Here is a 13053-nt window from a genome sequence, read left to right as displayed (position 1 = left end):
CAGCCTCCGGCGGGGATATTTGCACCAGGTCGAAGGGGCGCGTCGTGCCCAGGCTCAGGGCAGGACGGGCTGCGTGTTTGTCGGGCTCAGGGCCGGATTCCGGCGGGTGGGACGCCTTGCGGCCGGGGGCGCGGCTCAGCGGCCGAGCTCTGCGCGCAGCTCTTCGGCTTCGCGGCGGGCATCGCGCAGGCCGTCCATGGCCGCGCGCAGCTCGGCCTCGGTCTGGGTCAGCTGATTGGTCAGCTCCGCCTCGCGCTGCTGCAGGTAGGTGATCGCCTGATCACGGGTTTCCTCGGCCTCGTGCAGTTCCTGGCTCATCCGGTCGAGATCGGCGACATCGCTTTGCCGCACCCGGGTGAAGCGGTGGACCAGCCAGTTGGCGAACCAGCCGACGGCGAAGGCGATGAACAGGATGATCGCCGTGGTGATGATAAACTCGGTGCGGTTCATTCGCTTTCCTTCTCCCCGGCGGGCTCCGCCGCTGTGGCATCCTGTTGCGGCGCGGTGTCGTCGGGCAGCGCGTCCATGGCGGCGCCGTCGCCCTCATGCATATCTTCGGGCATGTCCTCGGGATCGGTCGCCGCCCCTGTCTCGTCATCGGCGAGGCTGTCGAGGGTGGTTTGCTCCTCCGCGGTCTCGGCCGGGCGGATCAGGCGGAATTCGATGCGGCGGTTTTCCTCGCGGCCCTCTTCGCTGTCGTTGCTGGCGATGGGGCGGGTTTCGCCGTAGCCCACCGCGACGAAGCTGGAGGTCAGCACCCGGCGGGCGCGCAATTCGTTCAGCACCGACTGGGCGCGGGCCTGGCTGAGCTGCTGGTTCATCTCCTCGCGGCCCTGGCTGTCGGTATGACCCTGGATTTCAAGACGCACACCTTCGCAATCGGTGAGGATCTCGGTGATCCGGTCGAGGATCGGTAACGATTCCGCGGCGATGGTGGCGGAGCCGGGTTCGAAAGTGATCTTGCCGTCTTTCTGCGCCTCGCTCAGCCGGAGTTCGCAGGCTTCGGGATCAGGCGGCGCGTCGGCCGGCGGCGGTGGCGGGCGATAGCTGATGTCGAGGGTGAAATTCTCCGCCTCGCCCAGTTTGGCGGAGAGGATGCGGGCGATATTGGCGCTGGCGTCCTCGTCATGGCTGACGCCACGCAGGTCGACCGAGTCAGGCAACACGGTGACCGATCCGTTGACCAGCTGCGCCAGCGCCTCCAGCCCGGCGAGCACCCGCACCGACCAGTCGGCGGGCAGATCCTCCACCAGCCGGGTGGCGGTATAGACGTTGTCGGAGCCGAAACGCGCCTTGGCATAGCTGTCGGCCATCTCGCGCAGGGTGTCGTCGCTGAGCCGGCCGCGCAGCTGCACCAGCCCCTCCGGGCTGAGGGTCGCGATGAATTCCGGGGGGCCGGCGGTGGCATCGGCCTTGGCCGGAGGCAGCACCGCATGCAGCGCGAAGACCTCGGGCAGGTCGGCTTCCAGCTCTCCGACCACGCGGTCGAAATGGCCGGCGTCGGTGCCCTGGGCTGCGACCAGGGTGATATCGGCGTCGGCGAAGGTGATCGAGCCGGCGCCCAGATCGGAGAGCGCGGCGAGGCCGAGCTCGGCGGCACGGGCCCAGTTCGGCGAAGGCACCCCCATGCCGATGGTGCAGCTGGCCGGGCCGGTCAGCCCGGCGGCGCGGGCGGCGGTCAGGATCCGGTCGCGGCTGGTCTCGGTATCGGCGGAGCAGGCATCGAAATGGCCGCCCTTGTCGTCGATGGCATAGCGCAGGGTGAAAGGCGTGATCACCGGCCGCGGCGCAGCGATGTCCAGCCCCAGCCGCAGGCCGGGCGGGGCATTGTGGCTCAGCTCGGATTCCAGCTTCTTCTTGGCCAGGCCGCTGTCGGCGATGGCGGTGATCTCCACCTGGCCGGCGGTGACCGAGATCTTGGCGCGCGGCAGTTCTCCCAGAGCGGTCACCGCATAATCGAGCGCGGCGGCCCAGCCGTCGGGAGAGGGGTAATCGGCGCTGTCGAGCAGATCGGCCACTTCCTGGCCGCCGGTCACCTTGGCCAGCCGCGCCACCAGATCGGCGCGGTCGGTGCCAGCAGGGACCAGCCCGATGATGGAGATGCCGCTGGCGTTGCGCAGCACTTCGATCGAGAACCGCGGCGGCGCCAGATCGGCGGTGGGGGTGATCTGCATATCGTCGATGATGCGGGCGGCGTCGATCACCCGGCCGACCGCGGTCAGCACGGCGAAGCGGGTGGCCTCGTCCGGGGCGGTGCCGGCCAGCGTCACCTGCAGCCCGTCGGCCTCGACCTCGGCCCAGGGATAGCCGGCCTGATCCAGGGTGCGGCGCAGCGCGATCTCGGTATTGTCCTCGACCGCCGTGACCGCGAAACTTGCCGTGATGAGACTGAGGATGGCGGCGACCCCGAAGGTCGCCCCGACGGGCATCAGGGAAGATAGGCGCATCAGGTCTTCTGTCTTAGGCTCGCTGGATCGCAGATGTCATACAGCTCCCGCCCCTCCGGTGCAATCACACCAACAGGGCGGCGAGGAAGCAGATGAGCGGAATCAGGCCGGTATCGCGGTTGACCCGGAACAGCCGCAGCAGGGTCGGGTTGTCCTCGGGGTCGAACTGGCGCAGCTGCCAGCGCATGTGCCAGCCCATGAACCAGGGGCCGGCCAGTGCCACGATCAGCGACAGGACCGAGGCCCGTGGTTCCACCGCACCGATCACCGCGATCGCCATCAGCAGCACGGTGATCACCAGGAAGCGGCGCAGCCAGCGCGGGGTGTCGTCGCCGAACAGGCGGGCGGTGGACTTGATGCCGATCAGCGCGTCGTCCTCGGTGTCCTGATGGGCGTAGATGGTGTCGTAGAACAGAGTCCAGGAGATGCCGGCGACATAGAGCACCAGCGGCGGCCAGCCGAGGCTGCCGGTATGGGCGGTCCAGGCCAGAAGCGCGCCCCAGTTGAAGGCGAGGCCGAGAAATACCTGCGGCCACCAGGTGAACCGTTTGGCAAAGGGATAGACGGCGACCGGAAGCAGCGACAGCACCCCGAGCGCGATGGCGGCGGGATTGAACGTCAGCAGGATCGCCAGCGCCACCAGCGCCTGGGCGCCCATATAGGCGATCGCCTGCTTTAGGCTGACCTGCCCCGAGGGCAGCGGCCGCGACCGGGTGCGTTCGACGGAGCCGTCGAAATCGCGGTCGGTGATATCGTTCCAGGTGCAGCCGGCGCCGCGCATCAGCCAGGCGCCGAGGGCGCAGCCGACGAAGATCCACAGATCCTGCCACCGGGGGGAGCGGTCAGACAGCATCGCCAGCGCCAGCCCCCACCAGCAGGGCAGCAGCAGCAGCCAGGTGCCGATCGGCCGGTCGGCGCGCGACAGCCGCAGATAGGGGCGGGCGGCGGCCGGGGCGAGCGTATCGACCCAGTTGCCCTTGACCGCGTCGGCCACCTGGCCCTGAACGTTCCCGTCTGGCGTTGGTGTCGCGCGTTGCATATGTAGTGTCCCATGAAAGCGAAGGTCAGGCTCTATGTAGATCACCCGCTGGGGGCGGGGCAATCGGTTCCTCTGACGCGGGAGCAGGCGCATTACCTCTTCGGGGTGATGCGGCTGGCGGTGGGCGACCCGGTGGCGCTGTTCAACGGGCGGGAGGGCGAATGGCTCACCACCGTGGCCGAGGCCGGCAAGCGCGGCGGTATGCTCGACTGCGTGGAACAATCGGCGCCGCTGATGCTGCCGCCCGATCTGTGGCTGCTGTTTGCGCCGATCAAGAAGGCCCGCACCGATTTCATCGTCGAAAAGGCGGTGGAGATGGGGGCGGCGCGAATCTTGCCGGTGCAGACCGATTTCACCAATTCCGAACGTATCCGCCAGGACCGGCTGCAGGCCCATGCGGTCGAGGCGGCGGAGCAATGCGGCGGCACCTTCGTGCCGGAGGTTGCCGATCTCAGCAAGCTCGACCGGTTGCTGGCCGACTGGCCCGAGGGGCGGCAGCTGATGTTCTGTGACGAGGCGGAGGCCGGTGCCGCGCTGACACTCGCGGGGGCAGCGCCCGGGCCCTGGGCGATCCTGATCGGTCCCGAGGGCGGCTTTTCCGAGGTCGAGCGCAAGCGGCTGAGCGGGCTGCCCTTTGCCCGTGCCGTCAGCCTCGGCCCGCGGATCCTGCGCGCCGATACGGCGGCGGTCGCGGCGCTGACGCTGTGGCAGGTGGCGCTGGGGGACTGGCGGTGATCCGTCAGGCGGAGGCATCGGACGCGCCGCGGATCGAGGCCTTTCTGGCCGGGTATCCCGAAACCTCGATGTTCCTGCGCGGCAATCTTGAGGCGCATGGCATCGGCTGCTCCGATCACGACTACGCCTGCGATTATTTCCTCTGGCCGGCGGAAGGACCGCTGCGGGCGGTTTTCGGCTGCTCCAACAACGGGTTCTTGATGCTGCAATGCCCGGGGCGCGAGCCGGAGGCCTTTGCCGCGGCGGCCGGTGTGCTGGCCGGGCGGCCGGTGCAGGGGCTGACCGGCGAGGCGACGCAGGCGCGGCTCTGGCTGCAGGCGCTGGGGCTGGCCGGACGCCTGAAGCTCGACCACCCCGAGCCGCTCTATACGCTGGATCTGGCGGCGATGCCCCACGCCGATCTGACCTGGCGGCAGCCCGGTCCCGGGGACGCGGCGTTGCTGGCCACCTGGTTTCACGGCTATGAGGCCGACACCCGGACCGGTGCCGCCGGTACGTCGCAGGCGGCGGAGGTGGCCCGTGACCGGGCGGAGCAGACCATTGCCGCGGGTCTTTTTCAGCTGTTGCTGGAGGAGGACAGGCCGGTCGCCATGGCGGGGATCAATGCGCGGGTCAAGGATATCGTCCAGATCGGCGGCGTTTATGTGCCGCCGGGGATGCGCAACCAGGGGCTGGGGCGCCGCGCGGTCCAGGCGGTGCTGATGCAGGCCGGCGCCGAAGGCGTCCGCCGCGCGGTGCTGTTTTCCAACAACGATGCGGCCTCGCGCGCCTATGAGGCGATCGGCTTCCGCAGGGTCGGGGAATATCTGGTGGCGCTGACCGACGGGGCTGTTCGTCTGGGCGGGGGCGGGACATGAGTTTTATCCGCCCAGAGGTGACCGCCGCTGCGCATCGCTGGCGCGAGGCGTTGACCGGCGTCGGTGTGATCCTGCTCGGGCTCTACTGGGCGCTGCGGGTTGGCGGGCTGCTGGGCTGGATCGGCTGGGTCCTGATCCCCGCCGGCGTCGGCATCGCGCTGATCGGCATCCAGCGCGCCCGGTTCCGCGCCAGCGGCGCCGGTGCCGGGCAGGGCCCCGGGGTGGTGATGATCACCGAGGGAGAAATCACCTATATGGGGCCGCTGTCCGGCGGATCGGTCTCGATCCGCGATCTGGAGCGGCTGGTGCTCGACCCGGGGTCGAGCCCGACGCTCTGGGTGCTGGAGGAGCCGGGCCAGCCGATCCTTCACATTCCCGTTAACGCCGAGGGGGCCGCCGATCTCTTCGATATTTTCAGCACCCTGCCGGGGCTGAAAACCGAACGCATGTTGGCCGAACTGAACCGCGCCTCGGCCCATCCGGTGGTGATCTGGGAACGCCATTCGTCGCGGCCGTTGCATCAAAGGCTGCATTGACAGTCCGGCGATTTCCCCGCACGACTGCCCTTCGAACGATCTGAGAAAGAGCGGAGTGCGCGAATGTCCATCCCCCAATCCGGCGGCGGCCCGATCGAGCGGCACGAACAGCTGGCCGAATACCTCGCGGCCGGCTGCAAGCCGAAAGAGGACTGGCGTATCGGCACCGAACACGAAAAGTTCGGGTTCTGCAAGGATACACATAACCCGCTGCCCTTTGCCGGCGACCGGTCGATCGAGGCCGTGCTGGAAGGGCTGCGCGACCGCTATGGCTGGGCCGAGGTGCGCGAGGGCGGCCATCTGATCGGCCTGGAAAAGGATGGCGCCAACGTGTCTCTGGAACCCGGCGGGGCGCTGGAGCTGTCGGGGGCGCCGCTGGAGACCATCCACCAGACCTGCGACGAGGTGAACGAACACCTGCGCGAGGTCAAATCCATCGCCGACGAAATCGGCGTCGGTTTCATCGGGCTGGGGGCGGCGCCGGTCTGGACCCATGACCAGATGCCGCTGATGCCCAAGGGCCGCTACAAGCTGATGGATGCCTATATGGGCAAGGTCGGCACCACCGGTACCACCATGATGCGGCGCACCTGCACGGTTCAGGTGAACCTGGATTTCGGGTCCGAGGCCGATATGGTGCAGAAGATGCGCGTGGCGCTGGCGCTGCAACCGGTGGCGACCGCATTGTTCGCCAATTCGCCCTTCTTCGAGGGCAAGCCCAACGGGATGAAGAGCTATCGCTCCTGGGTCTGGCGGCACCTCGATCCGGCGCGCACGGGCATGCTGCCCTTCGTCTTCGACGAGGGCTTCGGGTTCGAGGCCTGGGTGGAATATGCGCTCGATGTGCCGATGTACTTCGTCTATCGCGACGGCAAGTATATCGACGCGCTGGGGCAGTCGTTCCGCGATTTCCTCAAGGGCGAGCTGCCGGCGCTGCCGGGCGAGATGCCGACGCTCAGCGACTGGGCCGATCACCTGACCACCGCCTTCCCGGAGGCGCGGCTGAAGAAATTCATCGAGATGCGCGGCGCCGATGGCGGACCGTGGCGGCGGCTCTGTGCGCTGCCGGCCTTCTGGGTCGGGCTGATGTACGATCAGGGCGCGCTGGATGCGGCCTGGGATCTGGTCAAGGGCTGGGATGCGGAAACCCGCGAGGCCTGGCGCGTCGGCGCCGGCAACGACGGGCTGCAGGCCGTGGTCGGCGGCATGAAAATGCAGGAGCTTGCCAGTCAGGTTCTGGACATCGCCCGCAGCGGCCTGAAGGCCCGGGCGCGTCCCGGTCTGGGTGGCATGGTGCAGGACGAACGCCACTTCCTGCATGCGCTGGAGGACAGCGTCGAGACCGGCATGACCCCGGCGGATGAGCTGCTGGCCCATTACAACGGCGACTGGAACGGCGATCTGGAGAGGATCTACGACGCGTTCAGCTATTGAGCCGGAGCGGGCCCCCCCGCCGATCTGCTAGGGCCTGGCGGGTGCGCCGGGCCCTTTTCGCGTTTGACGCTCTCACTTCTGGCCGATCTTCGGTTCGGTTCCGGCGCGCAGCCGGGCGATATTCGCCTTGTGGCGCCAGAACACCAGAAGCGTCAGCAGGATGCCCAGCACCAGCGCCTGGCCATGGCCCAGCCCGACCGCCCAGAGGGTCGAGGCCGCCGCCGCCACCAGCGCGCTGAGCGAGGAAATCCGGCCGAGGAGCGCGGCGACCAGCCAGGTCAGGCAGCAGGCGATCCCCACCGGCCAGGCCAGCGCCAGCCAGAGGCCGAGGAAGGTCGCCACCCCCTTGCCGCCACGGAAGCCCAGCCAGACCGGAAAGCAATGGCCGATGAAGGCCATCAGCCCGGCCAATTGCACCGCGTCGTCGCCGGCGAAGGCGCGCGCCAGCAGCACCGCAGCGGCGCCCTTGCCGCCGTCCAGCAGCAGGGTCAGCGCGGCGGCGGCCTTGTTGCCGGTCCTCAGCACATTGGTGGCGCCGATGTTGCCGGAGCCGATCTGGCGCAGGTTGCCGAGACCGAAGATCCGGGTCATCACCATGCCGAAGGGGATCGACCCCAGCCCGTAGCCGATCACGGCCCAGAGGATCAGGGTCAGCGCGGAAGAGGTGATCTCGGGCATCAGTCCCTCCGGTAGACGGGCAGGCCTGCCACATAGGTCGCCAGCACGCGCCCCTGCATCCGGCCGCCGTCGAAAGGCGTGTTCTTGGATTTCGATTTCAGCTTGAACCGGTCGAGCACGAAGGGCGCGTCGGGGTCGAACAGCACCAGATCGGCCGGCGCATCCGCCGCCAGGCGCCCGGCCTCCAGTCCGAGCCGCTGCGCCGGGTTCAGCGCCATGGCCCTGAACAGCTGGGGCAGGCTCAGATCGCCGGAGTGGTAGAGCCGCAGCGCCGCCGGCAGCAGCGTTTCCAGCCCCACCGCGCCGCTGGCCGCCTCTTCGAAGGGCAGCCGTTTGCTTTCCTCGTCTTGCGGCGTGTGCATCGAACAGATGATGTCGATCAGCCCGCTGCGCACCGCCTCGATCACCGCCTGGCGATCATCCTCCGACCGGAGCGGAGGCTTCAGCTTGAAGAAGGTGCGGTAATTGGCGACGTCGAATTCGTTCAGCGTCAGGTGGTGAATGTCGACGCCGGCGGTGATGTCGAGCCCGTTGGCCTTGGCCCGCTCCAGCGCTGGCAGGGCGCGGGCGGTGGTGATCTGATCGGCGTGATAGCGGGCGCCGGTCATCTCGACCAGCGCGATATCGCGGTCGAGCCCCATGCGTTCGGCCATCGGCGATACCGCCGGCAGCCCCCGCAGCGAGGCGAACTTGCCGCTGGTAGCCGCCGCCCCCTGGCTCAGGCCCGGCTCCTGCGGATGGCCGATCACCAGCGCGCCGAGGCTGCGGGCATAGGTCAGGGCGCGGGACAGCACCTTGGTTTCGGTGACGACATGATCGCAATCGGTGAAGGCGACGGCGCCGGCATCCATCAGAAAGCCGATCTCGGTCATCTCGCGGCCCTGCCGGCCTTTGGTCAGCGCTGCCATCGGCAGCACGTTGACCGGGGCGTCGGCCTGGGCCCGGCGGGTGACGAATTCCAGCGTTTCCGGGCTGTCGATCGTGGGGGCGGTGTCGGGGCGGGTGACGATGGTGGTGACACCGCCGGCCGCCGCCGCCTGACCGGCGCTGCGATAGCTTTCCTTGTGCCGCTCGCCCGGCTCGCAGACCTTCACGCCCAGATCGACGATGCCCGGTGCCAGGCATTTGCCGCCGCAATCGACCAGCTGATCGCCGGCCGCCGGATCGGGCGCCGGGCCGCTGCCGGTCTCGGTGATGCGGCCCTCCGCGACCCGCAGCCAGCCGATCGCATCGGTGCCGGCCTCGGGGTCGATCAGCCGGGCGTTGGTGAAGAGGAGATCGCTCATGCCCTTGCCCTTTCTATGGCGGCCATGGTGGCCTGGGGATCGGCCTGGTATTTAATGAGATACTTGTGCCCGTCGGTGGTGATCACCTGCACGAAGCTGCCGATGGTGCGCACCGTCTCGATGCGTCTGAGTGCGATCCGCTGGCCGCCGGGGCCGGTCAGCTCGGCGCCCTCGACGGCCCAGACCGCGGTCAGCTCCTCCGAGGCGAGATACCAGCCGCGCAGGGCGATGGCGGCCAGCCCGGCGACGCCGCCGGTCCAGATATGCGGGTTGCCGGCGATCCACAGGATCAGCATCGCCCCCGCCATGGCGGCAGCCGCCAGCCAGGCGTGGGCGCGCAGATAGGCGGCGCGGTCGGCGGGGAACTGTGCCGGGCTCATGCGATCACCAGCCAGAGCAGAAGCGCGATCAGCGCCATCACCACCGCAAACAGCGTGGCGCCGATCCGCCGCGCCCGCGCCCGTGCCGCGCGCGGCGACGGGCGGGCGGCGGAAAACGGCTCGGCGCTCTGGCTCTTGAGCGGGGCGGCGGTCCAGTCGGTGCCGGGTTCGCGATAGGTGGCGACCAGCCGCAGTTCGGGCGCCGGGGCGATCTGCGCCGCGCGGCCACCGAAGGCGCGGCTGCGCACCACCATGACCCAGCCGGTCAGCGCCGCCAGGCGGGCGCGGTCGGGGGCGATCTGCGCGTCGGGGATGCCGCAGCCCTCGGTCAGATAGCCGGCGAGCCCCAGCTCCTCCAGATCGGCGATCCGGATCACATCGACCTGGCCGGGCTCCAGCGTCGCCACCCCCAGCATCTGCGCGGCGGCGCCTTCCTCGCGCTGAAACGCGGCCTGCTCGGGCCGCATCTCCAGCGCGAAGACACGGATCACCCCGTGTTCGCCGGCCACGACGCTGAGGGGATCGCTCATCTCCGCGTCTCCGCCGCCAGGTTTTGGGCCAGAAGCTCCATCGCCGCCATGCGCACCGCCACGCCCATCTCCACCTGCTCCTGGATGACGGAGCGGTTGATGTCGTCGGCGAGCGTACCGTCGATCTCGACGCCGCGGTTCATCGGTCCGGGGTGCATGACGATGGCATCGGGTTTGGCCAGCGCCAGTTTCTCGGCATCCAGGCCGTAGCGGTGGTAATACTCCCGCTCCGACGGGATGAAGCCGCCGTCCATCCGTTCCTTCTGCAGCCGCAGCATCATGACGACGTCGACGTCCTTCAGCCCTTCGCGCATGTCGTCGTAGACCTCGACACCGAATTCGCCGATGCCGGCGGGCATCAGGGTGGGCGGGCCGATCAGGCGGATGCGGTTTTCCATCTTGCCGAGCAGGATCAGGTTCGACCGGGCCACCCGGCTGTGAGAGATATCGCCGCAGATGGCGATGTTCAGACGGTGCAGCCGCCCCTTGGCGCGGCGGATCGTCAGCGCGTCCAACAGCGCCTGAGTCGGATGTTCGTGCTTGCCGTCGCCGGCGTTCAGCACCGCGCAATTGACCTTCTGCGCCAGAAGATCGACGGCGCCGGAATGTGGGTGGCGGACCACCAGCAGATCGGGATGCATGGCGTTCAGGGTCATGGCGGTGTCGATCAGGGTCTCGCCCTTTTTGATCGAACTGGCCTGCATCGCCATGTTCATCACATCGGCGCCCAGCCGCTTGCCGGCCAGTTCGAAGCTGGCCTGGGTGCGGGTGGAGTTCTCGAAAAACATGTTGATCTGGGTCAGACCGGCCAGAACATCGGCGTGTTTCGCCGATTGCCGGTTCAGGTCCACATAGGTTTCCGCGAGATCGAGGATCGTGACGATGTCCTGCTGGCTCAGCGGTTCGATTCCCAGAAGGTGACGATGGGCAAAGGACATGCGCGGACTCCGGCTGTGCTGCTGGCGCTGCTTATAGAAAGCCCGGGCGCGCGGGGCAACATGGCGCGGGCGGCTGCAACCCCGCATTGCGGTTTCAGGGCCGCGATTTCCGGGGTAGGGTCCGGCCATGGAATCGGGGCCGATGGAAACGCAGATTGATTTTCACACCGCCCGGGCGCTTCTGGAATGGCAGGTTGAGCTCGGGGTGACGGATGCCATCGGCGATCAGCCGGTGAACCGCTACGATTTGCCCGATCAGCATCGCCCGCCCCGGACAGCACAGGTCGCCGCCGATCAGCCCGGGCAGGGGGCACCAATGCCGATGGCCAAGCCCAAGGGCCCCGACCCGGTGGCCGAGGCGCGGGCGGCTGCCCGGGCGGCCGGTGATCTCGATGCGCTGCAGGCGGCGCTGGCCGCCTTCGATCATTGCGAATTGAAGCGCGGCGCCCGCAATCTTGTCTTCGCCGACGGGGTACGCGGCGCCCCGGTGATGATCATCGGCGAGGCACCGGGCCGGGACGAGGACCGCGAGGGCCGTCCCTTTGTCGGGCGCGCCGGGCAGTTGCTGGACCGGATGCTGGCGGCCATCGGGCTCAGCCGGGCCGAGAATGTCTATATCACTAACGTGCTGCCGTGGCGGCCGCCGCAGAACCGCGATCCGCGGCCGGACGAGATCGCCATGATGACGCCGTTTCTGGAACGCCATGTGGCGCTGAGTGCGCCGAAGGCCATCGTGCTGATGGGCAATATCTCCTGTCAGGCGGTTCTGGGCAAACGCGGCATCACCCGGCTGCGCGGCCAATGGCAGCAGGCGATGGACAAACCGGTGCTGCCGATGTTCCATCCGGCCTATCTGCTGCGCCAGCCGTCGGCGAAGCGGATGGCCTGGGCCGATCTGCTGGAGCTGCAGGCGAAGCTGCGCCAGAGCTGAGGCCGCACCGAAACGACAACAAGAGGGAGCCGGGACCGCGCATGAAGATACTGGCCTTTTCCGATCTGCATCTGGCCCGCCGCGCCGCCGAGGGGCTGGTGCAGGCCAGCGCCGACGCCGATCTGGTGATCGGGGCGGGGGATTTCTGCAACATGCGCCGCGGGCTCGACCAGGCGATGGAGCTGCTCTCCGGGATCGCCGCGCCGATGCTGCTGGTCCCCGGCAATGCCGAGAGCGCCGAGGAGCTGCGCGCCGCCGCCGGGCCGGGCGCCACCGTGCTGCATGGCGAGGGGCTGGAGATCGGCGGGCTCAGGATCTTCGGGCTGGGCGGCGGCATCCCGCCCACGCCTTTCGGCGACTGGTCTTTCGACCTGACCGAGGCGGCGGCGGAGGCGATGCTGGCGCGCTGCGACGCCGCCGATATCCTGATCACCCATTCGCCGCCCAAGGGGGTGGCCGATCGCACCTCTGCCGGAATGTCGGTGGGCTCACCGGCGATTCACGCGGCGATCGCGCGGGTGCAGCCGCGGCTGGCGCTCTGCGGTCATATTCATGATTGCTGGGGGGGGCACGGTGCCATCGGCACCACCGAGGTGGTCAACCTCGGTCCTGCCGGCACCTGGTTCGAGGTCGCGCCATGATCGATCCCGTCACCCTTCTGACCTTTGTGCCCGCGGCGCTGGCGCTGAACTTCACGCCGGGGGCCGACATGATGTTCTGCCTCGGACAGGGGCTGCGCTCAGGGCGCGGTTCCGCCGTGGCGGCAAGCGCCGGGATCTCCGTCGGCGGCATGGTGCACGTTCTGCTGGCGGGGCTGGGGCTGGGCGCGGTCGTGGCGGCGGTGCCGGCGCTGTTCGACGTGATCCGCTGGGTCGGCGTCGGCTATCTGCTCTATCTCGCCTGGGGGGCGTTCCGGGGTGGCCATGCGGCCCGCTCCGACCGGCCGGCGATCGCACCGCTGCGGGCGTTTCGCACCGGGTTCTTCGTCAATCTCACCAACCCCAAGGTTATCCTCTTCGTGCTGGCCTTCGTGCCGCAATTCCTGCGCCCCGAGGCGGGCAGCGTGCTGGGTCAGTTCCTGATCTTCGGCGCGGTGCTGAGCCTGGGCGGGTTCATCGTCAATTCCGCTGTCGGCATCTTCGCCAGCGGCGCCGGGCGCTGGCTGGCCGGATCCGCGGCGGCCGGGCGCTGGCTGGGCCGGATCAGCGGCACCATCTTCGCCGCGCTGGCGCTGCGGCTGGCCATTCTGGAAAGGGCATAAG

At 68.8% G+C, this 13053-nt stretch carries 15 protein-coding genes; 7 read left to right on the top strand and 8 right to left on the bottom strand.

Annotated features, from left to right (window positions below):
- Positions 1 to 135: 135 nt before the first annotated feature.
- From QO033_RS06180 to ubiA, 3 genes are all read right to left on the bottom strand, one after another.
- Positions 136 to 450, bottom strand: coding sequence for a hypothetical protein (locus QO033_RS06180; protein WP_284480072.1), 315 nt, complete (start codon positions 448 to 450; stop codon positions 136 to 138).
- Positions 447 to 2447 (bottom strand): OmpA family protein, encoded by a 2001-nt coding sequence (locus tag QO033_RS06175; RefSeq protein WP_284480071.1) that lies wholly within the window; start codon positions 2445 to 2447, stop codon positions 447 to 449. Before QO033_RS06175 ends, QO033_RS06180 begins: the two co-directional genes overlap by 4 nt.
- A 64-nt stretch (positions 2448 to 2511) precedes the next feature.
- Entirely contained in the window at positions 2512 to 3486 is a 975-nt protein-coding gene (ubiA, locus tag QO033_RS06170; RefSeq protein WP_284480070.1) for a 4-hydroxybenzoate octaprenyltransferase, read from the bottom strand.
- Between the two features lie 12 nt (positions 3487 to 3498).
- Here ubiA and QO033_RS06165 point away from each other — a divergent pair, with 12 nt between their 5' ends.
- The 4 genes from QO033_RS06165 (at position 3499) to QO033_RS06150 (ending at position 7048) form a co-directional block, all read left to right on the top strand.
- Positions 3499 to 4221, top strand: coding sequence for a 16S rRNA (uracil(1498)-N(3))-methyltransferase (locus QO033_RS06165; RefSeq protein ID WP_284480069.1), 723 nt, complete (start codon positions 3499 to 3501; stop codon positions 4219 to 4221).
- Complete coding sequence (locus tag QO033_RS06160) at positions 4218 to 5078, top strand: GNAT family N-acetyltransferase (protein ID WP_284480068.1); 861 nt, start codon at positions 4218 to 4220, stop codon at positions 5076 to 5078. The genes QO033_RS06165 and QO033_RS06160 overlap by 4 nt, the downstream gene beginning before the upstream one ends.
- A complete protein-coding gene (locus tag QO033_RS06155; protein ID WP_284480067.1) occupies positions 5075 to 5614 on the top strand; it encodes a hypothetical protein in 540 nt (179 codons plus the stop codon). The genes QO033_RS06160 and QO033_RS06155 overlap by 4 nt, the downstream gene beginning before the upstream one ends.
- Positions 5615 to 5677: 63 nt before the next feature.
- A complete protein-coding gene (locus QO033_RS06150; RefSeq protein WP_284480066.1) occupies positions 5678 to 7048 on the top strand; it encodes a glutamate--cysteine ligase in 1371 nt (456 codons plus the stop codon).
- A 72-nt stretch (positions 7049 to 7120) separates the two neighbouring features.
- Here the strand turns inward: QO033_RS06150 and plsY are convergent, their stop codons facing one another.
- From plsY to QO033_RS06125, 5 genes are read right to left on the bottom strand one after another with little or no spacing between them, the layout of a single operon-like run.
- The gene (gene plsY, locus QO033_RS06145; RefSeq protein WP_284480065.1) at positions 7121 to 7726 is read right to left on the bottom strand and encodes a glycerol-3-phosphate 1-O-acyltransferase PlsY; all 606 of its coding nucleotides are present in this window, start codon (positions 7724 to 7726) and stop codon (positions 7121 to 7123) included.
- Entirely contained in the window at positions 7726 to 9012 is a 1287-nt protein-coding gene (gene pyrC, locus QO033_RS06140; protein ID WP_284480064.1) for a dihydroorotase, read from the bottom strand. The genes plsY and pyrC overlap by 1 nt, the downstream gene beginning before the upstream one ends.
- The gene (locus tag QO033_RS06135) at positions 9009 to 9392 is read right to left on the bottom strand and encodes a hypothetical protein (protein ID WP_284480063.1); all 384 of its coding nucleotides are present in this window, start codon (positions 9390 to 9392) and stop codon (positions 9009 to 9011) included. The genes pyrC and QO033_RS06135 overlap by 4 nt, the downstream gene beginning before the upstream one ends.
- On the bottom strand, positions 9389 to 9922 hold the full coding sequence (locus QO033_RS06130; protein ID WP_284480062.1) for a hypothetical protein: 534 nt from the start codon (positions 9920 to 9922) through the stop codon (positions 9389 to 9391). Before QO033_RS06130 ends, QO033_RS06135 begins: the two co-directional genes overlap by 4 nt.
- The gene (locus QO033_RS06125; RefSeq protein ID WP_284480061.1) at positions 9919 to 10860 is read right to left on the bottom strand and encodes an aspartate carbamoyltransferase catalytic subunit; all 942 of its coding nucleotides are present in this window, start codon (positions 10858 to 10860) and stop codon (positions 9919 to 9921) included. The genes QO033_RS06130 and QO033_RS06125 overlap by 4 nt, the downstream gene beginning before the upstream one ends.
- 142 nt (positions 10861 to 11002) lie before the next feature.
- Between QO033_RS06125 and QO033_RS06120 the strand changes: the two genes are divergently transcribed.
- Genes QO033_RS06120 through QO033_RS06110 form a run of 3 tightly spaced genes read left to right on the top strand, consistent with a single transcriptional unit; the run spans position 11003 to position 13052 of the window.
- Positions 11003 to 11791: a uracil-DNA glycosylase gene (locus QO033_RS06120; protein ID WP_284480060.1), complete on the top strand. Its 789-nt coding sequence runs from the start codon at positions 11003 to 11005 to the stop codon at positions 11789 to 11791.
- 41 nt (positions 11792 to 11832) lie between these two features.
- The gene (locus QO033_RS06115) at positions 11833 to 12432 is read left to right on the top strand and encodes a metallophosphoesterase family protein (RefSeq protein ID WP_284480059.1); all 600 of its coding nucleotides are present in this window, start codon (positions 11833 to 11835) and stop codon (positions 12430 to 12432) included.
- A complete protein-coding gene (locus QO033_RS06110) occupies positions 12429 to 13052 on the top strand; it encodes a LysE family translocator (protein WP_284480058.1) in 624 nt (207 codons plus the stop codon). Before QO033_RS06115 ends, QO033_RS06110 begins: the two co-directional genes overlap by 4 nt.
- Position 13053 lies beyond the last annotated feature (1 nt).

Origin of the sequence: Pseudodonghicola flavimaris, from assembly GCF_030164425.1 — a bacterium.
Taxonomy (GTDB): domain Bacteria; phylum Pseudomonadota; class Alphaproteobacteria; order Rhodobacterales; family Rhodobacteraceae; genus Pseudodonghicola; species Pseudodonghicola flavimaris.
This window is presented reverse-complemented; position numbering and strand designations above follow the sequence as displayed.